Annotated in this window: 19 protein-coding genes; 11 read left to right on the top strand and 8 right to left on the bottom strand. The window is 59.7% G+C overall.

What is annotated here, in order from left to right:
* Positions 1–35: 35 nt before the first annotated feature.
* Both ACYQ1P_RS05180 and def read left to right on the top strand, forming a co-directional pair.
* Positions 36–1,439, top strand: a complete 1,404-nt coding sequence (locus tag ACYQ1P_RS05180; protein WP_460019279.1) for a DUF4139 domain-containing protein — start codon at positions 36–38, stop codon at positions 1,437–1,439.
* Positions 1,440–1,499: 60 nt separating this feature from the next.
* A complete protein-coding gene (gene def / locus ACYQ1P_RS05175) occupies positions 1,500–2,000 on the top strand; it encodes a peptide deformylase (RefSeq protein ID WP_460019278.1) in 501 nt (166 codons plus the stop codon).
* 2 nt (positions 2,001–2,002) lie between these two features.
* Here the strand turns inward: def and ACYQ1P_RS05170 are convergent.
* A protein-coding gene (locus ACYQ1P_RS05170) for an IS630 family transposase (RefSeq protein ID WP_460018340.1) occupies positions 2,003–2,948 on the bottom strand; the annotation gives its coding sequence in 2 pieces (ribosomal slippage) (positions 2,003–2,608 and positions 2,610–2,948; 945 coding nt in all).
* A gap of 273 nt (positions 2,949–3,221) precedes the next feature.
* Between ACYQ1P_RS05170 and ACYQ1P_RS05165 the strand changes: the two genes are divergently transcribed.
* Positions 3,222–3,551: a hypothetical protein gene (locus tag ACYQ1P_RS05165; protein ID WP_460019277.1), complete on the top strand. Its 330-nt coding sequence runs from the start codon at positions 3,222–3,224 to the stop codon at positions 3,549–3,551.
* A 6-nt stretch (positions 3,552–3,557) separates the two neighbouring features.
* Here the strand turns inward: ACYQ1P_RS05165 and ACYQ1P_RS05160 are convergent, their stop codons facing one another.
* From ACYQ1P_RS05160 to ACYQ1P_RS05130, 7 genes are all read right to left on the bottom strand, one after another.
* Positions 3,558–4,178 carry a DsbA family protein gene (locus ACYQ1P_RS05160; protein WP_460019276.1) on the bottom strand — a complete coding sequence of 207 codons (621 nt, stop codon included), beginning with the start codon at positions 4,176–4,178 and terminating at the stop codon, positions 3,558–3,560.
* Between the two features lie 19 nt (positions 4,179–4,197).
* Entirely contained in the window at positions 4,198–4,842 is a 645-nt protein-coding gene (locus ACYQ1P_RS05155; RefSeq protein WP_460019275.1) for a TetR/AcrR family transcriptional regulator, read from the bottom strand.
* A gap of 50 nt (positions 4,843–4,892) precedes the next feature.
* On the bottom strand, positions 4,893–6,029 hold the full coding sequence (rlmN, locus tag ACYQ1P_RS05150; RefSeq protein ID WP_460019274.1) for a dual-specificity RNA methyltransferase RlmN: 1,137 nt from the start codon (positions 6,027–6,029) through the stop codon (positions 4,893–4,895).
* Between the two features lie 43 nt (positions 6,030–6,072).
* On the bottom strand, positions 6,073–6,792 hold the full coding sequence (locus tag ACYQ1P_RS05145) for an LrgB family protein (RefSeq protein ID WP_460019273.1): 720 nt from the start codon (positions 6,790–6,792) through the stop codon (positions 6,073–6,075).
* Positions 6,789–7,139, bottom strand: coding sequence for a CidA/LrgA family protein (locus ACYQ1P_RS05140; RefSeq protein ID WP_460019272.1), 351 nt, complete (start codon positions 7,137–7,139; stop codon positions 6,789–6,791). Before ACYQ1P_RS05140 ends, ACYQ1P_RS05145 begins: the two co-directional genes overlap by 4 nt.
* 19 nt (positions 7,140–7,158) lie before the next feature.
* Positions 7,159–7,572 (bottom strand): bacteriohemerythrin, encoded by a 414-nt coding sequence (locus ACYQ1P_RS05135; RefSeq protein WP_460019271.1) that lies wholly within the window; start codon positions 7,570–7,572, stop codon positions 7,159–7,161.
* Positions 7,573–7,647: 75 nt separating this feature from the next.
* Positions 7,648–8,295, bottom strand: a complete 648-nt coding sequence (locus ACYQ1P_RS05130) for a glutathione S-transferase family protein (RefSeq protein ID WP_460019270.1) — start codon at positions 8,293–8,295, stop codon at positions 7,648–7,650.
* A gap of 312 nt (positions 8,296–8,607) precedes the next feature.
* On the opposite strand from ACYQ1P_RS05130, the gene ACYQ1P_RS05125 reads away from it, so the two are divergent.
* The 8 genes from ACYQ1P_RS05125 to ACYQ1P_RS05090 all read left to right on the top strand — a co-directional run bounded on the left by ACYQ1P_RS05125 (position 8,608) and on the right by ACYQ1P_RS05090 (position 18,989).
* The gene (locus tag ACYQ1P_RS05125) at positions 8,608–9,633 is read left to right on the top strand and encodes an aspartate-semialdehyde dehydrogenase (protein WP_460019269.1); all 1,026 of its coding nucleotides are present in this window, start codon (positions 8,608–8,610) and stop codon (positions 9,631–9,633) included.
* Between the two features lie 164 nt (positions 9,634–9,797).
* Positions 9,798–10,613, top strand: a complete 816-nt coding sequence (locus ACYQ1P_RS05120; protein WP_460019268.1) for a sterol desaturase family protein — start codon at positions 9,798–9,800, stop codon at positions 10,611–10,613.
* Between the two features lie 52 nt (positions 10,614–10,665).
* Entirely contained in the window at positions 10,666–10,929 is a 264-nt protein-coding gene (locus ACYQ1P_RS05115) for a hypothetical protein (protein WP_460019267.1), read from the top strand.
* Between the two features lie 11 nt (positions 10,930–10,940).
* The gene (locus tag ACYQ1P_RS05110) at positions 10,941–11,423 is read left to right on the top strand and encodes a hypothetical protein (RefSeq protein ID WP_460019266.1); all 483 of its coding nucleotides are present in this window, start codon (positions 10,941–10,943) and stop codon (positions 11,421–11,423) included.
* Positions 11,424–11,878: 455 nt separating this feature from the next.
* Positions 11,879–12,649 (top strand): helix-turn-helix transcriptional regulator, encoded by a 771-nt coding sequence (locus ACYQ1P_RS05105; RefSeq protein WP_460019265.1) that lies wholly within the window; start codon positions 11,879–11,881, stop codon positions 12,647–12,649.
* A 118-nt stretch (positions 12,650–12,767) separates the two neighbouring features.
* The gene (locus ACYQ1P_RS05100) at positions 12,768–14,369 is read left to right on the top strand and encodes an IS66 family transposase (RefSeq protein WP_460018633.1); all 1,602 of its coding nucleotides are present in this window, start codon (positions 12,768–12,770) and stop codon (positions 14,367–14,369) included.
* A gap of 142 nt (positions 14,370–14,511) precedes the next feature.
* Positions 14,512–16,920: a fascin domain-containing protein gene (locus ACYQ1P_RS05095; RefSeq protein ID WP_460019264.1), complete on the top strand. Its 2,409-nt coding sequence runs from the start codon at positions 14,512–14,514 to the stop codon at positions 16,918–16,920.
* 122 nt (positions 16,921–17,042) lie between these two features.
* The gene (locus ACYQ1P_RS05090; protein WP_460019263.1) at positions 17,043–18,989 is read left to right on the top strand and encodes a tetratricopeptide repeat protein; all 1,947 of its coding nucleotides are present in this window, start codon (positions 17,043–17,045) and stop codon (positions 18,987–18,989) included.
* Positions 18,990–19,004 lie beyond the last annotated feature (15 nt).

Below are 19,004 nucleotides of genomic sequence, written 5' to 3'. Positions count from 1 at the left end.
CAAACTCACCTTGAATGTCCAAAGGGGAGACTCCGATGCGCTGGAAACTGGGTCTGTTGATCTTTGCCTTATTGCCCGTCACGCTCGCTCATGGGGCGGATCACTCCGCCGGGGCGGTGGCCCGTGCGGCGCTGGGAGTCACGGTCTATACCAATGATCTGGCCATGGTGCGCGACACCCGCAAGGTGAGCCTGCCCGAAGGCGAGAGCCGTCTGGCCCTGGAGGACGTGGCGACCCGAATGATTGCCGCCAGCGTGCGGGTCAGCGGGGTCGGGGTGCGGCTGCTGGAACGGGATTTCGAATTCGACGTAATTTCACCGGCCAGCCTGTTGGCCCGTTCCGAAGGGCGGGATTTGGATGTGGTCCATGTTGATGCGGCAACCGGAAAGGTCATGACCCGCCGGGCGACGGTGTTGAGCAGCAGCGCGGGGCCGGTGCTGCGCATTGACGGCAAAATCTGGTCGGAGCCGCCGGGAATCCTGGTCTATGACCTGTTGCCGGAAGGTCTGCGTCCGCGCCCGACGCTGCTGGCCACGGTTGATGCGGCAACGGAAGGCGAGCGGTTGTTGGATCTGGCCTATCTGACCGAGGGTCTGAACTGGCAGGCCGATTACACCGTCGAGCTGAACGCCGAGATGACCCGGCTGGACCTGGAAGGCTGGGCCACGGTGACCAATCTCAGCGGGGCCGATTATCCGCTGGCCGACCTGCAACTGGTAGCCGGATCGGTGCAGCGCAGCCTGCCGCCGCGTCCGATGCGGGACACCAACATGTACATGGCCAAGGCCGCCCTGGCGGAGGGGCAGGCGATGCCCCAGCGCGAGACCCTGGCGACCTTTCACCTCTATGACATCGGGCGCAAGGTGAGCCTGAAAATGAACCAGTCCAAACAGGTGGCGCTGTTGAGCGGCGCGGATGTCGAATCGCAGCGGCGCCTGTTGCTGCGCGGCGGTCCGGCGCTGATGGGGCGCCATGCGGGGCGCCAGGGACCGCTGCACCCGGAAGCCCAGGTCATTTTCCGCAATGACAAGGACCGTCCGGGGGTGCCGCTGCCCGCCGGAACGGCACGGCTCTATCAGCGGGATTCCAAGGGCCGCCTACAGTTCGTCGGCGAGGACCGGCTGCCCGATACGCCGGTGGCCGGCGAGGTGACCCTGACCCTGGGTCAGGCCTTCGATGTCACGGTCCACCGGGAACAGACCGATTTCCGCTGGATCGACCGCGAGAATCGGGAATCCGAAAGCGCCCATCGGCTGCTCCTGGCCAACGCGGGCGCGCAGCCGGTGGTCCTGCGAATCGAGGAGTCGCTGCACGGCGAATGGCGGATGTTGGAGGAAAGTCAGCCCCACCAGCGCGACGCCAATCAAGCCGTCTGGACGCTCACCGTGCCGCCCAAGGGGGAGATGGAGCTTACCTATCGGGTCCGTACAACGCCTTGACCAAGCGGCTCTTCTTGCTTATGTGACGGAAAAGCAATCCTTGTCCGTCGAGCCCTTGTGATGCCTGAATTGGAAATACTTGTCGCCCCCGACTCGCGCCTGAAGGCGAAATGTACCCCGGTGGAAGAGGTGACAGCCGATGTCCGTCAGTTGATGGACGACATGCTGAACGCCATGTATCGGGCCAATGGAATCGGGCTGGCGGCCCCACAGGTCAATGTGCACAAGCGGATCATCGTGGTCGATGTGTCGCCCAAGGATGGCGAGCGACACCCCCTGCGCATGATCAATCCGCAAATCATCGGCGAATCAGCAGAGCTTTGCACCAAGGAGGAAGGCTGTCTGTCGCTGCCCGACCAATGGGCGGAGGTCACCCGGCCGGAAGCGGTCACGCTGCGCTACATGGACGAAAAGGGGCGCCAGCAGACCCTGGAGGCCGATGGGGTGCTGGCCACCTGTATCCAGCATGAAATGGATCATCTGGATGGCGTGTTGTTCGTCGATCATATCTCGGCGCTGAAACGTAATATCATACTGCGCAAGTTAACTAGAGCGGGATGAATTTAGGTTGGTCCATATCCGGCGTTTCTGACGAGGTTGGCGCATTCCTGCGGCGGGAAGGCATCGAGTAGCCTTCCGATGGCCTCGCAGAGCGCATCGACGGTGCGCGCGGCCTCCTTGCGCAGCAGATGCTTGAGTTTGGCAAAGACCTGCTCGATGGGGTTCAGGTCGGGGGAGTATTTCGGCAGGAAGAACAGCTTGGCACCCGCGCCTCGGATGAGGCGGCGGATGGCTTCGCCCTTGTGGCTGCCGAGATTGTCCATGACCACGATATCGCCGGGCTTGAGGGTGGGGATGAGCACCTTCTCGACATAGACCCGGAAGCGTTCGCCATTGATCGGCCCGTCGAGAACCCAGGGCGCCTCAATGCGGTCGTGGCGGAGCGCGGCGAGGAAGGTCATGGTTTTCCAGTGGCCATACGGCACCTTGGCGTCGAGCCTTTGGCCGACCGGCGCCCATCCCCGGAGCGGCGCCATGTTGGTCTTGGTCCAGGTTTCGTCGATGAAGACTAGGCGATCAATGGCCACCCGGTCCTGATACGCCTTCCACTGTTCACGCTTACGCGCCACGTCGGGCCGATCCTGTTCCCTGGGAAGGACGCTTTTTTTTGAAACTCAGTTTTTCGGCATGCACGAATTCCCAGACGCTGCGGTAGTCGACCATCACCTTGCGCTCGGCCAGTTCCGCCACCAACCCACGCAACGTGAAGTCCTTCTCCTTGCACCGCTGGATAAGCCAATCACGGTGTTCTCCTCGGATTGTCTTCGGCCGGTTCCCTCCCATCTTGTCGGGCGCAACACTGCCCGTCTCGCGGAAACGGGTCACCCAGCGGATGACCGAACTGACACCAACGGCAAACCGCGCCGCGGCCTGGTGCCGAGAGAGGCCGCCTTCCTCAACGGCGGCGACCACACGCTCGCGGAGATCGTTCGAATAGGGTTTCGTCATCCATACTGGCCTCCTTTTCCAGCCAGTATGTTGAATCAGAATTGCGAGACTTTGGGAATCCCCTTTCGATTCACTCCGGCTTCATCCCGCTCTAAGGCCAAGAAAACCGCCGGATGAGGCGGAAATCCAGCCCATATTTCCACCAGTTAATGTATTGGAATTAAAAAGAATAAAATTCTTTTTAAAATTATTATATATTGTGATGAAGGTCACAGCGGGGCGCTGATATTTACGACATAAAGGGGTCAAATAAAATAAAGGGAGGGACATCCCATGACCACCGGAACACCTGACGACCCCATCGACCGCCTGGATCTTTCCGTCGCCAATATGCTGGATGACCTGAAAGTCATGCTGCAACGCTCGCAGAACTGTTCCTATGTCTGCGTCGAGCAGGTTGATGTGATGGAAAAAACCGTCGCAGCCATTGACAGGGGAAATGCCGACAAGGCCTTTGCCTATGCCTCGCTGCTCTGCGGCGGCATGCTCGAATGCGCTGATGATTGCCCGAATCGCGATCTGGGTCAGGAACTGCTTGATCTCACGTTGCTGTGGAAAATGGCGCGCGGCACGTCGTCCAGTCCGTTCGAGGACCTGGATTAAGTCCCGTCATTCTTGTAGCCAGGCTTCCACTTCCGGCCACAGTTCGTCGAAGGAGCGGAAGCCGGTGGCGACGGCCCTGGCCTCGCGCCCCTCGCGCAGTAGAACCGTTGGAAAACCGCGCACGCCCCACGACTGCACCGCCTTGAATTCCTCGAAGGTGGTCTGTTTGGCCTCGTTGCTGGCGAAGGCCTCAAGAAACGCCCCGCGATCCAGGGCCAGTTCCTCCGCCAGATCGGCCAGCACTTCGGGCTGGGTGAGATTGCGGTTCTCCAGATAGAAGGCCCGGTGCAGGGCATGCAGCATGGGCACCGCCATCTCCCGTGCCAGATGGCGGGCCGTCACCACCGCCCGGCAGGCCGGTTCGGTATCATAGACGAAATCCGGATCGCGCAGGATGTCGAGGGAAAAGGATTGCCCGGTGCGGGCCGCCACGGTGGCCCAGGCCTCGCGCAGGTAATTGCGCAGTTCCTTGTCCCACGGCTCCTTGGTGTAGGGGCGCAGGCCGCCGACCCGCAACGAGACCGGGACGGCCGCGCCGATATTGTCCACCAACCCGGCGAAGACCGGCGCGAATCCCCAGCACCAGGAGCACATGGGATCGGCAACCAATAGAATTTCCCGATCCATGTGGCCTCCCGTCGTCGGTTCAGTGGCCCTTGCCGAATACCTTGTCGAAGAAGCCGCCCTTGGATTCGGGCTTTTCCTCGCCGGTCTTGCACCACAAGGCCCCCTTGGCCCCGTCGGCAATGTCCTGCAGGGCCTGCCGGTCGTTGTGCATCTTGGACATCACCCGCAGTCCCTGCACGGTGCCGACCAGGAAACGGGCCAGCCCCGCCACGTTGGCGTCGGAGGCCAGATCCTTTTCCGCCTGGGCCCGCCGCAACAGATCGGTCAGGGTCTGTTCAAGGGTGCTCAGGGTGTTGCGCATGGTTTCCGCCACATTGGCATCGCGGCTGGCCAGTTCGGTCACCGTGTTGGTGATCAAACAGCCCTTCTTGTTGCGCGCCCCCTCCTGAACCAGGACGTCCAACAGGCCGTCGATGATTTTGCGGGCGGTGGCCGTGGTATCGGTTTTCAGGTGCCGCTGCACCACCGAATGTTCGACGTAATGGGCCAAGGCCAGATCGAACAGCGTCGCCTTGTCGCCAAAGGCATTGTACAGGCTGCCGCGCTTCAGTCCGGTCGCGGCCTCCAGATCCTGAATGGACGTGGCCTCGAAACCACGGGTCCAGAAGACATCGACGACCTTGTCCATGACTTCGTTTTGATCGAATTCCCTGGGGCGTGCCATGGGGTTCCCCCTCCTCATTCCGTTTTTGAACGATATTTAATACCAAGTTATCAGGAAGCGTGACTGTCGTCCACGATTCCGGCTTCGAGACGGGCCCGTTGTCGACTTTTGGGCTCTCGTTGGCTCTCTGACTTGAGCTGACCGCAGGCCGCCATGATATCCCGGCCACGCGGGGAGCGGATCGGAGCAGACAGGCCCAAGTCATTGAGCAGATTGGAAAACTTTTTCATGGTGTGGGCGGATGACGGCTCATAACCGCAGCCCGGCCAGGAGTTAAAAGGCAGCAGATTGACCTTGGCCGGCAGATCCTTCAAACGCCGCGCCAATTCCCGCGCGTCGGCCTCGGAATCGTTGATGCCCTTGAGCAGCAGATATTCGAAGGTGATGCGCCGGGCGTTGCTGGCCCCGGGGTAGTCGCGACAGGCGCGCAGCAGCTCGTCGAGCGGATATTTCTTGTTGATCGGCATCAGTTCATCGCGCAAGTCATCGGTGACGGCGTGCAGGCTGATGGCCAGATCGGTGTTCACTTCTTCCCCGTAGCGCCGCATCATCGGCACCACGCCGGAGGTGGACAGGGTGATGCGACGACGGGAAATGCCGAGCCCTTCCGAGTCCATGGCAATCAGCATGGCGTCGCGCACCGCCTCGTAATTGAACAAGGGTTCACCCATGCCCATGACCACGATATTGGTCAGCTTGCGGCTGCCGTCATTGGGGGTCGGCCATTCGCCGCAGGCATCGCGAGCGGTCATGAATTGGCCGACAATTTCCCCGGCGCTCAGATTGCGCACCAGAAGCTGGGTGCCGGTATGGCAGAAGCGACAAGTCAGGGTGCAGCCGACCTGGGTGGAGATGCAGACCGCACCGCGATCCTCCTCCGGGATATGCACCGTCTCCGCCTCGTTGCCGTCTTCGAAGCGCACCAGCCATTTGGCTGTGCCGTCGGCGGATTTCTGTTCCCGCGCCAGAATCGGGCGGCCGACTCGATAGTGCTCGGCCATGCGTTCGCGCAGGGGTTTGGCCAGGGTGGTCATGCGGCCGAAATCGGTTTCCCCCTGATGATAAATCCAGTGCCACAACTGCTTGGCGCGAAACGGCTTTTCACCGAAAGCCTGAAGCTCGGCTTGCAGTTGGTCTCGGGTCAGCCCGAGCAAATCGGTGCGGCTGTCTGTGGTTGTCTGGGTCATGGCGCCAGACATATAGGGGGCCGGAACGGAATTTGAAAGGGTTTTAAAACAAAAGGTCGAATAACAATGGCAATAAAATCGCCGTGGCCAGCCCGTTGAGCCCCATGGCCAGCCCGGCAAAGGCCCCGGCAAGGGGGTCGATCTCCATGGCCCGGGCGGTGCCGATGCCGTGACTGGCGGTGCCCAGGGCCAGTCCGCGTGAGGCAGGGTCCCGGACCCGCAGCAGGTTGAGGGTGAAGCCGCCGAACAGTGCCCCGACCATGCCGGTCAGGATGACCAGTACGGCGGTCAGGCTGGGCAGGCCGCCCAATTGATCGGCAATACCCATGGCGATGGGGGTGGTGACCGATTTGGGGGCCAGGGAGATTAGGGTTTGCGGCGAAGCGTCGAGCAGCCAGGCGATGCCGACGGCGCTGGCGGCGGCGGTGATCGACCCGAGCAGAATCGACGCCACAATGGCCAACGCCGATTTGCGCACATGGGTGAAATGAATATAGAGCGGTATGGCCAGGGCGACGGTGGCCGGGCCAAGCATGAAATGCACGAACTTGGCCCCCTCGAAATAGGTCGCGTAATCGGTCTCAGTGAGCAGCAGGAAGGCGACCAGCAGCAACACGGCCAGCAGTACCGGATTGAGCAGCGGAAACCGCCCGCTGCGCTGATAGATCCAGTCCCCCACCTGATAGGCGACCAGAGTCAGGGTCAGTGCGGTCAGCGGGCTGGCCGAAAGATAGACCCAAATCTGATCCAGGTTGCCGTTCATGGCGAGGGAGTCCGGCGTTGCAGATATTTCATGGCGAGCCCGGTCACGGCGATGGTCAGGACCGTGGAGGCCAGCAAGGCGGCGAGGATGGCTTCCCATTCCGCCTGCAATAAGCGCAGGTGAACCATCACCCCGACCCCGGCGGGCACGAACAGCAGGGACAAATGGCGCAGCAACCCGGTGGCGGTGGCCTGCAAGCCCTCGGGCAAAGACCCACGGATGATCAGTCCAACGAATAGAATCGCCATGCCAATCACCGGGCCGGGCACCGGCAGACCGGTCCCCAGCACCACGGCCTCGCCGAGCAACTGGCAGATCAAAAGCAGGGTGATGTACTTGAGAAACATTTGGGGCAGCCCCAGGAGATCAGTCAGAGCCCTTGCGACTGGCGACGTGATCGCGGATGCGCATGTCGCTGACCAGCACATGAGTCTGAATCCAGACGGTCACGAAATCAATAAATTCGGGGAAGTCGAAACTCTTGGGGTCGGCCTCGAAATGTTTGTGATAGTCGGCCACGGCCATGCGCAGATTCTCGTGCTCGAAGCGATGCTGTACCAGGTCGGGGAACTGCACCGATTCCATCAACGCCTCTTCGTCGGCGAAATGTTTCAGGCAGTAGTCCAAAAGTGCATCCAAGGCCACGCGCAGGGCGGCTCCGTTCTTGCCGGCGGCGTAGTCCTCGCGCAACTGGCTGATCAGCTTGAACAGCATCTGATGCTGGTCGTCGACCTTTGGCATCCCGATGGCATACCTGGGACTCCAGGATATGGTGCGCATTCGAATTCCCCTACTCAGATCCTTCTTGGTTATTGATACGATGTTGCCCCCTCCGTCGCCGGAGTGCAAGAAGAGTTAAGCATCGGCACTGTTCCGGCCCTGCATGGTTTCGTGCCAGCGCCGCAGGTGGGGATGCTCCGGCCCGGGTTTGACCTTGACCCAGGCGGCAAAATCCACGCAGACGAAGGCGGTGATGTCGGCAAAGGTAAAGCTGTCGCCGATCATGAAATCCCGGTCCGCCAGATGGGCGTCCAGGTTGCGCATAAAATCGTCGAGCCGCCGCCGCCCCCGCTCTGCCAGTGCCGGAATTTGCGCATGGGATACCGGTCCGGTCACCGCCCGGCCCACGAATCCCTTGGCCGAATTGCGCAGCACCTCCTGCACTGCCTGGAAGCCTTCTAACTCCATGCGATGGGACCACATGCTGACCAGGGCTTTCTCCCGCGCCTCCCGGCCGAACAGCGGCGGTTCGGGATGGATGTCCTCAAAGTAGCGGCAGATGGCCTCCACCTCGCCGATTCCGGTGCCGTCCTCAAGGACCAGGAAGGGGACGTCACAGCGCGGATTGATGGCCCGATAGGCCGCCTCCAGGTGCTCCCCGGACCGCAAATCGACCGGGACGAGGGGCACAGATAGACCTTTTTCAGCCAGATAAATCCGTACCCGGCGGGGACTCGGCGCGCTGGCGCAGTCGTATAGGTGCATGGCGGACTCCTTTCTCATGGCGTCATCCGGGCGACAAATCTACTTGAAATCCGCTTTTCACGGGGCTATTGGTGACGCCAACGGAGGACGAGACCAATGATGTTCCGTGCGATCGAATGTGGCAATGTTTTCCAGGCCCCCCAGGGCCCGGTCGCGGCCTCGCGCGTTTCCGTTACCACCAAAACCCGGACCAAAACGACCTGAGCGACGCGGGCCGGACTGAGCTGATCAACTCAAGGCCCGCGTGGATGCACCCGCGGGCTTTCGATATTTTCCGAACAGCCAAACGGGCCATCTGACACGGGGCCGGATAGAGAAAGGAAGAATACAATGGGTTACAAGGTCGCCGTGGTCGGGGCCACGGGCAATGTGGGACGGGAAATGCTGTCCATCCTTGCCGAGCGCGAATTTCCGGTCAGCGAGGTGGTGGCGCTGGCCTCCCATCGCTCCATCGGACGCGAAATCTCGTTTGGCGAGGACGAGATTGTGACCGTCCAGAACCTGGAAACGTTCGATTTCGCCGGGACCGACATCGTGCTGTCATCGCCGGGGGCCAGCGTGTCGGCCATACACAGCCCGCGCGCCGCGGCGGCGGGCGCGGTGGTGATCGACAACACCTCCCACTTCCGCATGGAGCCGGATATTCCCCTGGTCGTGCCGGAAGTCAACCCGGAAGCCATCGACGGCTTCACCAAGCGGCGCATCATCGCCAATCCCAATTGCTCGACCATTCAGATGGTGGTGGCCTTGAAGCCGCTGCACGATCTGGCGACCATCAAGCGGATCGTGGTGGCGACCTATCAGTCGACCTCCGGGGCGGGCAAGGAAGCCATGGACGAGTTGTTCAATCAGACCCGGGGCATCTACGTCAACGAGCCGGTGCCGCACGAGAAGTTCACCAAGCAGATTGCCTTCAACTGCATTCCCCATATCGACAAGTTCATGGAAGACGGGTCGACCAAGGAAGAGTGGAAGATGGCGGTGGAAACCCGCAAGATCATGGGCCCGGATATCCTGGTGACCGCGACCTGCGTACGCATTCCCTGCTTCGTCAGCCATGCGGAGGCGATCAACATTGAACTGGCCAAGCCGTTGAGCGACACCGAGGCCCGCAAGGCCCTGAAGGCGGCCCCGGGCGTGGTGGTGGTCGATCACCGGGCCAGCGAAGGCTATGTCACGCCGGTGGAATGCGCCGGAGAGGACCCGGTCTACGTCAGCCGCATCCGCAACGATCCGACTGTGCCCAATGGGCTGAACCTGTGGGTGGTGGCCGACAACCTGCGCAAGGGTGCGGCCCTCAACGCCATCCAGATTGCCGAAGCGCTGATCCAGCGGCATCCCAAGCTGGGACGCTGAGCGCGACCTTTCTGAAATTCACGGCGGCCCCGAAGTCAAAGGGGCCGCCGTGAAATTTAGCTCAAACCCAACCGCCTTGGACTGTTCCGGCTTTTAAGGTGGTGCCCTTGTAGCTACAGTCGAGGGCAAGTTTGGTGTTATTCCGGGAGTATTGGTTTTAAGTCATGGAACTTGACCTGGATGGTGGACGCCTGGCGATCTTCCTCGGAGGATTATCGCTGTTTTTCTTTGTGGAGACGATTCGTCCCGCCCGGCGCTGGCAGACCAGCCGCCTCAGGCGATTCGTCTTTCATGGTTCGGTGGCGGCTTTCAATACCGTTCTGGTGCGGGTGCTGATCTACGTTCCGTTTCTGCTGTGGATCGTTTACGTGGAGCAGCAGGGCTGGGGGCTGTCCCGCTGGCTGGGGCTGAACCATTGGCAGGAAGTGGTGGCATCGCTGGTCATGCTCGACCTGTTCGACTATTTCTGGCACCGCGCAAACCATCAAGTTCCTTTTCTTTGGCGGTTCCACAAGGCGCACCATGCCGACAACGAGATGGATGTTTCCACCGCCCTGCGCTTTCATCCGGGTGAACTGGTTCTGTCCTCCATCGCCAAGGCGGCATGGGTATTGGTCTGGGGGCCATCGGCGATGGCCTGGTTCGTGTTCGAAGGGCTGATCAGTCTGTGCGCCCAATTCCACCACAGCAATATCGACCTGCCCGATTCGGTGGAGCGAATCCTCTCGCGCGTCATCGTCACGCCGCGTTTCCATACCTCCCATCATGTGGTGGAACGGGCTTACGGCCATGCCAATTTCTCCACCATCTTCAGTTTCTGGGACCCGATGTTTAAAAGCTACAATCAGGTTCCCCAGGGTCCCGACGGCCAACTGGCCGCCGATGTCCTCGGACTGCCCGAGGCGCGGGAGCTGACCCTTTCGTACCGGGCATGGTTCTCGGAACCGTTCATGCGCCGCAACACCGGCTTGCCCGAATGAGTCACGGGTGATAATTCGATACGCAATTCAACAAACCAAAGGAAAAATGACCATGAAGAAGTTACTGGCCCTGTCGTTACTGTCGTTCTTGTTGGTCCCAGTCGCGGCCCAGGCCGACGAGCACGGGGGAAATCCCGTGGCCAAGAAGGCGGTCGAAGCCACCGAACATGCGGGCGACGCGGTTAAGGAAAAGGCCGCCGAAGCCACCGAGCAGGCCGGAGAAGCGGTGACGGAAAAGGCCGCCGAAGCCGCCGAGCATGCGGGTGCGCCCGTGGAAAAGAAGGTTGACGAGCATGCCGGCACACCGGTGAAGTAGGCATTGCCGCCATGAGGCGAACCATTGGACGTTTGTTGTCCATTGCCTGGCTGTCCGGCACCCTGGGATGGGGTGCCGGACCCGCTGTGGCGGGCGAAGAGCCTGTCCAGGAGCCGCAAGCGGAAAAGCGTGAATATTTCTCCGAAGACATCAAGGCGTCGATGACTAGGCATATCCAGGCCAAGGTGGACGGCGAGGGCGTCTTTCATATGCGTGACGACAAGACCGGGGAAATGCTGGCGTTGAAGTTCGTTCAGATTCATGACCCGGTGCGAAAGATCGGCACCGATACCTATTTCGCCTGTACCGATTTCCATGTGGTGGGCGAGCCGGACAAACTCTATGACCTGGATTTCTGGATGAACGACAAAACCGGTGAGTTGCAGGTCTTCCAGTCGAAGGTCCATAAGGAGCCGCGCCAGTCGTGGCTCTATGGTTGGTACAAGCAACCCCGCTACACCTTCGTCAATGACGAAATCGAATATCTGTATTGAGGCCAAGAGGCTGACAATCAGACAAAACCGGCGCCCGGTTCGGTCCGGGGCTCGATCCTATGAGAGACCAATATCTTAAGCGCCTAGGGAAATTGGTGGGCCAACTTGGACGAAAGTGGGCACTGGGTTATATGCGTTTGTATCCCGTGTTCGAGTGGAAGCGGAACATAAAAATATCCATAGGCGATTGCCGCGTATGACCCAAAGCAGTATATGGTGACAAAATTCATTACTATTGGTCTGCTGGGACCAATAAATTCAATATATTAAATATGTTTAATCTCACTCAGCCTAATCGTCTCACGCTGTTTTAGTGTTGTATTTTTGGGATGAAGTGCTAATTTTAAGTAATCCTGGGTGAGTGGCAAAGCGTATTAAGTATTGTGAGAATAAGTACGTAGTATAGGAAATTAGAAGTTTGCTCAGATTTTGGCGGGTTCTGCGTAGGGCTGACCATGAACCTTAATTCCGACCCCAGCGTGGACGACTTTCACGAACAGTTACAGTGCCTTTTGTCGGCGCAGTCTCAGGATGCGGCCTTGTCCATTCTGTTCGACAAGTATGCCGTCAATGGGGTGGGAGGCATTGCGCTCCTTGCTTCCGACGAAAATTGCCGGGATCGCTCGCCGGTCACGCTGGTCTTTGCCCAGGACATATCCGGGCAGGTGGCACCCGATCTGCCGCGGCAAATTGCCGAGCTCGCGATTGACCGGAGCCCGAAATGGTTATCCACTTGGCTCTTTCGGCGAAAGCACCCGACCTCCCTGTACCGGATCAGCCGCTATGTGCCTTTCACCAGCGGACTGGTCCAGCGCATAGTCTCGCCTCCAGATGTGCCGCCTTTGGAGGATTTGATGTTTGTGCCTTATCGACACCACAGTTCGAAATATCTCATGGTGATCGGGCTCTACAAACCTGCCTCCGACGCCCTGTTCAACCAGTTGACGACTTTCACACTGGCCTACCTAGTGAAATGGGACAAAGAGGAACACCGGTCCGCAATTTTGCCTCGAGAGCAGCTCTCCATCTCGGAAACGGAACTCGAATGTCTCCGGTGGATGGCGGCGGGCAAGACCTTGCAAGAGATATCCATCATTACAGGGATGAGTTACGGGAACGTCCGGTACCATCTCAACAAAGCTAGAGACCGGAGCGGTTATGCGACCATGCAGCAATTGCTGGTTCACGCCGCGCACGAATACCGGATACATCCCCTGAGGTTCTGAAGTTCGCGGCCTGATCCACAAGAGTTTCAATTGGTTATCTGGTGCAATGGCAACTGGGGCAAAAGTCCGGGCGGCGGCGGCCGACGGACTCACAATTGGTTGAATCGGCCACTGTTTCATGATTCTGTGGGGCATGGTCAAGCCACGCCCAGATATTGATGCGTTTTCACCGTTGGTGCTCAAGCCGCTGGCTCTGGGGCTGCTGGAAGAGAATGCCCGGCTGTCGTCGGAGAATGCGGCGTTGCGCGAGGAGATCGCGCGCTTGAAAGGACTGAAGGGCAAGCCGGACATCAAGCCACCATCGACGCCGTCCGGGATGGACAAGGCGACGGACAAGCGGTCGCGGCGAGAGAAGCGGCGGCGCGGGCCGAAGGCGCCGTCGGCGCCGGTCGAGGAGCGGATCGTCGTCGCCACCGCCATTCCGCCGGGGTCGCGGTTCAAGGGCTACGAAGACTTCACCATCCAGGACCTGAAGATCGAGCCGCGGGTCGTGCGCTATCGCCGCGAGCGCTGGCTGACGCCGGACGGGCGCACGGTGCTGGCGCCGCTGCCGGCCGGGATCGGCGACCACTTCGGCCCCGAGATCAAGCGCTTCATCCTCGCCCAATACCACCAGGGTCAGACCACGGTGCCGCGCCTGGTCGAGTTGTTGCGGATGCTCGGTGTGGACATCTCCAAGCGGCAGGTGGTGCGCATCCTGACCGATGCCAACGACGCCTTCGTCGCCGAGGCCCGCGACGTACTGCGGGCGGGGCTCACGCACGGCGGCTGGATCTCGGTGGACGACACCGGCGCCCGTCACCAGGGCAAGAACGGCGTCTGCACCCAGATCGGCAACGACGCCTTCACCTTCTTCGCCACCACCGGATCGAAGAGCCGGGCCAACTTCCTCGGCCTGCTGCGTGCCGGCCACGGCGACTATGTCCTCAACGACCAGGCTTTCGCCTACATGCGCCATCGTCGCCTTGCCGGTTCGGTCATCGCCACCCTGGCGGGGCACCCGGTGCGCCGCTTCGCCGACCACGCCGCGTGGCAGGCCCACCTCGGTGCGCTGGGCATCGCTGCCCTCAAGGTCCATCCCGCCCCGGTGACGATCGCCACCGAGGGTGCCTTGTGGGGCGCCGTCACTGCCCACGGCTTCCTCGACGGCACTGTGATCGTCTCCGACGATGCCGGCCAGTTCAATGTCGGCGAGCACGCCCTATGCTGGGTCCACGCCGAGCGGCTGGTCCACAAGCTCGACACCTTCACCGAGGCGGCCCGCGCCGCCAAGGAGAAGGTTCGTGGCCTGATCTGGTGGTTCTACGCCGACCTCAAAGCCTACCGCGCCGCCCCGGCCCCGCGCCGCAAGGCCGAACTGAAGACCCGTTTCGACCGCCTCTTCCGACGGCGCACCGGCTTCGCCACGCTGGACCGCCTGCTCGCTCGCCTTCACGCCAACAAGACCGAACTGCTGCGCGTCCTCGACCGGCCGGAAATCCCGCTCCACACCAACGGATCGGAAAACGACATCCGCTGCCAAGTCATCCGCCGCAAGGTCAGCGGCACCACCCGCAGCGACCCCGGACGTGACTGCCGCGACGCCTTCCTCGGCCTCGCCAAGACCTGCCGCAAACTCGGTATTTCGTTCTGGGACTTCCTCGGAACCCGCCTCGGCGCGGCCGTCGCTACGCCGGTGCCGCACCTCCCGGAATTGGTTGCTGCCCGCTGCGAAGCCTGACCGCCCGGACTTTTGCCCCAGTTACGTGCAATGCCGGATTCTGGCCCCTATCTGACAGATGTGTCAGTTGCTCCCCGGACACTTGTCACCTTAACGTGGCAGCAGGCTATTGATCGTTGTCATGGGGAGAAAAGTGTTGGGTATGTTTGCGCGTCTTGCGACTGTCATTTGTCTTGTCGTTTTGAGTTGGCCGCACGATGCATCGGCGGCCAGCACCCTGAATGTGAAACTAAAAGATGACAACACGCTTGCCGTCTCGCTTGCCAGCCAGACGCTGAACCTGAAGGCCGCCAAACCCTGGACGACCGAACAGCAAGGCAACGATACCTATTACGTCGTCAACGCCGACATCGTGATCGGAAAACTGAACCTGTTCAATGCCGAGGCGAAGGTCGGCAAGGCGGGCGGCAGCTTCAAAGTATCCGTCGCGCCAAAATTTTCCGATCTCAGCATTTCCGCAGGCAGTTTCGAATTTTCCCTTCTGCCGGGTGACGTCATCGAAGACGCGCCCGCCAACGCGGAGTTCTCGAAATCGGAAATGGTCATGGTCGCCTCGGTCAGCAACGCAGTGACCCTGTCGGTCGGCGACAACGCCAGTTTTTCCGTGCCGGGGACCGGCAACGTGGACGTCACCATGATGATCGAGTTCAACAAGGGGACCTTCTACTACGAAGGGCCGCTCCCCGCGGTTCAGGAACTCGTCGGAGGGGTCGACCAGTTCATCAAAGCGTCCAAGGAAGGCGAGACGACCTCCGCCGGTTTCGGCTATTCCAGCACGCGGGCGTTCAAATTCACCTCTTCGATGCCGCTCTATACCGGCAAGTCGAAGCAGGAAACGGAGAGCTTTTCCTGCAATGTGGTGTTGAACGGTTCCTTTGACCTGGCCGAGGCCGTCGCGATGAATACCGAGTTGTGCATCAACACGGATTCAGGCAAGGTCGGCTCCAATGGGGCCCTGACCCTGTCGACCGAGGTTCTCAAGCTCGATGCCGAGTTTACGGTCGGCGAAGGATCCGTCGCCATCGACAAGTCCGGCGTTCGCTTCGGTTTCGGCAAGACCACGCCGGACCTGAACAAGAAACTCGAAAACGTCCTGCATTTTGTTGCGCCGATGTTGACAGCGGATGCGTCGATATACGGCTATGCCACCAACAAAAAGAAGTTCGGCGTGATCCTGGACTCCGATAGCCTGCTCGATATCAACGCGGTCAAGTTCAAGGATCTGCATCTCGGTCTGACGTCCAGCGGTCTCGACGTTTCCGCGACGTTGAAGTCCAAGAACCTCGGCAGTGTCAAAGTCGCAGGCGAAGTCACCGATTCCAAGTGCTGGCTCGACATCGATGGAAAATCATCGATTTTCGGTTACCAGCTTGATGCGCCTCGCGTGAAGCCGTGTCAGGCGGCCGAGGGGGCCGTCGAATACGCCGGGAAGATCGCCATTCTTGGCAAGAATTTGGCCGTCAAAGGCGTCGATAAAGTCAACAAGAAGGGGAAGGCAAGCATCAAAGCCGCGGAAGATTTGGTGTTTAAGGTTGGTAGCCTGTCTCTGAACGCGGGCAAATTGGGCTTCGATGAGTTGAAGACAAACCTCAAGCTGGGCGGCAGCAAGCTGGCGGCGGTATCGAACCTCGGCGATTTCGATTTTGGCGACATGACCCTCAATACGTCAGGCTGGCCGAACACCGAGATGAAAACCTCCAAGAGCTATAAATACGGCAAGAAACTGGGCCTCAGTGGTGGCTCGGTGAGGGTCTCCGGGGACGGCACGGTGGAGGCGTCCTTGTTGGTCAAGAATGGCTCGCTGGAAGTCGGCGGGCACCTGAACACGACCAGCAAGGCCAAGTTCTGCGTCAAGGTGAAGTTCGCCGGCCACAAGACGTCGAAGTGCGACAGCATCAAGGTCAGCCTCGACGAGGGCCTGGACCTCAGTGGCGGGTGCTTCCGGGTCAGTGGCAGCAAAAAAATTCTCGGACAGAATTTCAGCATACCGAGCCAGGATATCTGCCTGGGCAAAGATTCTGATGGCGATGATTCCTTCCGTCCCGATGGCGACAGCGTTGGTGTCGTTGTTCATCTACAGTCCTACGTTGAGAAGTTCGTCATGGTGAAGGACGGTGGCAACAACAACGACGTTTACGCCACGAACGATCAGCCGGAAGGCTACGCGACCTTCATCATGTATCATCAGGTCCAGGGGGATGAAGATACAAAAGAAGATACATGCCCCACCTATGGATCGAATGTCTCTTTCCTGGTTTACAACGACAAACGCCAGAATCGATATCTGCGGCTGGATAGGAAGGAGAACCCAGTTGACTCGAAAGCGGATAAAGCCAGGAGCAACGAGCAATTCATTCTCGAATCTGTAGAAGGTAAAAAATCTGGATCCTGTATCACACAAGGCGACAAGATTCGTATTCGTTCCAATAAGTTCGGAACTTATTGGACAGTTCAGCGCGGTGAGGGGTTCAGGCTGTATGGCGTCAACAAAGCCAGCGGCGACTCCGCCGCACACCAGGAGTTCACCATCTACATGGATAGCGACTCATAAACTTTATGACGAGACGGTTGTCAGAGCTCGCTTGGTTCGCCAAGTGAGCTCTGTCCGCTAAGGGGGCTCCCCATTTCGTCTGATTGGTTTACGGTAGGAAATGACGCTGCGACGGAATTCATATGTCTCCATTGTCTGAACCCATAACCAACTGCGCCGGGTTGGAAAAGCATACAGGTAAGTTGCTGTCGGCCTGCGTTCTGTTCGGGCTGGTCGTACTCGGCGGTTGCGCAACGACGGATTCGTCCTCACCTGTCATGGCCCGGGGGGCGCAGTCGATCGCCGACGCCATCCCCGAGGACAAAGTGACATCCGAGCCTCGACGGCTCGCCGCTGAAGGCATACGACATCTGGACGGTCACGACCTGGATGCGGCACTTATCGCGTTCAACAAGGCCTTGGCCGCCGATGGCGCCAACGCGATGTTGAATTTCTTCACGGCGCTAACGTACCACCTACAAGCTCTCGATGGCGCCGATGGTGAATACGATTTGGCTCGTCAAGGGTACGATCGGGCCATCCGCATTGATCCATCCAATTGGGTGGCTTACTACTTTGCCGGTCTGCTTGAACTGGACCAGCGCAATTTCAGAGCCGCGCAAAATCGTTTTGCCGAGGCGCTGAACCTCGACGCTTCCGACCCGGACCTGCTCTACAACATGGCCGTCGCGTCTTATTACGTAGGCGACTTGCCATTGGCCGAGGGGGTGCTGCGCCAACTGAGAGCGATTGAGCCGGATAGTGAACGCGTAAGGCGGGCTTCTGCGATGACGCTGGCCGGGCTCGGCGATACGGACGCAGCGCAAATCTTTGCCGATGGTTCCGATGGCTCCGGGTCTGCGGACCCTTCCCTTGGGGCGCTTGCTAAGCGGCTTGCGGACTGGAACCGCTTCTATGCTCGCAACCAAAAACAGTTGGCTGAAATCGGCATTTCCAGTGAAGGCATGGTGCGTGATGTCGAACCCGGCTGGCAGGACAGCTCCGTCGAGACGGCTCCTAAACCCGCCGCCGCCCCGACTGGTGCAGTAGAAACTGGACCGCTGGATGACACCGAGGCCAACGAAGCAAGTCCCGGCGAGGAGAAAAAGAAAGACGCCGACGAGAACCAAATGGTCATCGTCGACGTGGTGATCATCCGGACCGAAGAGACCGCAACCACGTCGAAAGGCGTCAATCTGCTCAATAGCCTGACCATGGAACTGGGCAGTTCAAACAGCAATGCGGCCTTTCAGGCAACGACCAGCAGCAGCAAGACTGTCGGCAATGTCACGAAGGCCATCTCTTCTGCCCTGACCATTCCGTCGATCACCTATTCCATCAACATTGCCAACGCGGCCAACAGTCGCACGGAAATTCTCGCCCGTCCGACCCTTGTCGCGATGAACGGCGAGAAGTCGGAGTTCTTCTCGGGCGTGAGCATCAAGGCCTCCACCCTTCCCTCGACGGCAGGCGGTACCGGCGATTCCGTTTCAATCGAGGATGATGTGGGGGTTAAGCTCGGGATCACACCCACGCTTCTGGACGACGGCCGCGTCAAGATCGAGGTCGAGGCAGAACGCAAGTATTTGAATACACCCAATTCCAAGATTACGGGCTTCACCTCGACCCTTGAGACCAGCCGCACGACGGTGGGAGCCACCGTAGCCATGCGCTTTGGAAATACGCTCATCCTGAGCGGCTTAAGTGAAAAAGAGTCCGAGAGCACGGACAACGGTGTCCCACTTCTGCGCGACATACCCATTGTCCAATACCTATTCGACAAAAAGACCACGACCGATTTCAATCGCTCGGTGCTCTTGCTGATCACACCTCGGCTTCCGGAATACGTTTACCAGAAGGGAGTCACCGATGCGGCGAAACCGGGCGACAATGATGCACTGAACGATTTCCGCGCCCTCTACGCCGACTGGTTCAAGCCCTATCCGAACTGGGCCTCGGTATTTCGGCACATGCAGGATAATGCCCTGTATCGGGAATTTCGCACCGGCGATGTCGCCCTGGAACGCTGGGAGGCCCGGGAGGATCTTTCCTTTCGCCTCAAGCAAGCCATTGATTTTCTATACTATTGAGCCATTTGTTTGGTG

This window comes from Magnetospira thiophila (genome assembly GCF_054657015.1).
This window is presented reverse-complemented; position numbering and strand designations above follow the sequence as displayed.

What these genes read in the sequence shown, in the direction of transcription:
- ACYQ1P_RS05145 (WP_460019273.1), bottom strand. Translation starts at nt 6,792, where the DNA reads ATGAACGGCAACCTGGATCAGATTTGGGTCTATCTTTCGGCCAGCCCG.
- ACYQ1P_RS05180 (WP_460019279.1), top strand. Translation starts at nt 36, where the DNA reads ATGCGCTGGAAACTGGGTCTGTTGATCTTTGCCTTATTGCCCGTCACG.
- ACYQ1P_RS05095 (WP_460019264.1), top strand. Translation starts at nt 14,512, where the DNA reads ATGTTTGCGCGTCTTGCGACTGTCATTTGTCTTGTCGTTTTGAGTTGG.
- ACYQ1P_RS05115 (WP_460019267.1), top strand. Translation starts at nt 10,666, where the DNA reads ATGAAGAAGTTACTGGCCCTGTCGTTACTGTCGTTCTTGTTGGTCCCA.
- ACYQ1P_RS05165 (WP_460019277.1), top strand. Translation starts at nt 3,222, where the DNA reads ATGACCACCGGAACACCTGACGACCCCATCGACCGCCTGGATCTTTCC.
- ACYQ1P_RS05135 (WP_460019271.1), bottom strand. Translation starts at nt 7,572, where the DNA reads ATGCGCACCATATCCTGGAGTCCCAGGTATGCCATCGGGATGCCAAAG.
- ACYQ1P_RS05125 (WP_460019269.1), top strand. Translation starts at nt 8,608, where the DNA reads ATGGGTTACAAGGTCGCCGTGGTCGGGGCCACGGGCAATGTGGGACGG.
- def (WP_460019278.1), top strand. Translation starts at nt 1,500, where the DNA reads ATGCCTGAATTGGAAATACTTGTCGCCCCCGACTCGCGCCTGAAGGCG.
- ACYQ1P_RS05160 (WP_460019276.1), bottom strand. Translation starts at nt 4,178, where the DNA reads ATGGATCGGGAAATTCTATTGGTTGCCGATCCCATGTGCTCCTGGTGC.
- ACYQ1P_RS05110 (WP_460019266.1), top strand. Translation starts at nt 10,941, where the DNA reads ATGAGGCGAACCATTGGACGTTTGTTGTCCATTGCCTGGCTGTCCGGC.
- ACYQ1P_RS05105 (WP_460019265.1), top strand. Translation starts at nt 11,879, where the DNA reads ATGAACCTTAATTCCGACCCCAGCGTGGACGACTTTCACGAACAGTTA.
- ACYQ1P_RS05100 (WP_460018633.1), top strand. Translation starts at nt 12,768, where the DNA reads ATGATTCTGTGGGGCATGGTCAAGCCACGCCCAGATATTGATGCGTTT.
- ACYQ1P_RS05120 (WP_460019268.1), top strand. Translation starts at nt 9,798, where the DNA reads ATGGAACTTGACCTGGATGGTGGACGCCTGGCGATCTTCCTCGGAGGA.
- ACYQ1P_RS05090 (WP_460019263.1), top strand. Translation starts at nt 17,043, where the DNA reads ATGTCTCCATTGTCTGAACCCATAACCAACTGCGCCGGGTTGGAAAAG.
- ACYQ1P_RS05155 (WP_460019275.1), bottom strand. Translation starts at nt 4,842, where the DNA reads ATGGCACGCCCCAGGGAATTCGATCAAAACGAAGTCATGGACAAGGTC.
- ACYQ1P_RS05130 (WP_460019270.1), bottom strand. Translation starts at nt 8,295, where the DNA reads ATGAGAAAGGAGTCCGCCATGCACCTATACGACTGCGCCAGCGCGCCG.
- rlmN (WP_460019274.1), bottom strand. Translation starts at nt 6,029, where the DNA reads ATGACCCAGACAACCACAGACAGCCGCACCGATTTGCTCGGGCTGACC.
- ACYQ1P_RS05140 (WP_460019272.1), bottom strand. Translation starts at nt 7,139, where the DNA reads ATGTTTCTCAAGTACATCACCCTGCTTTTGATCTGCCAGTTGCTCGGC.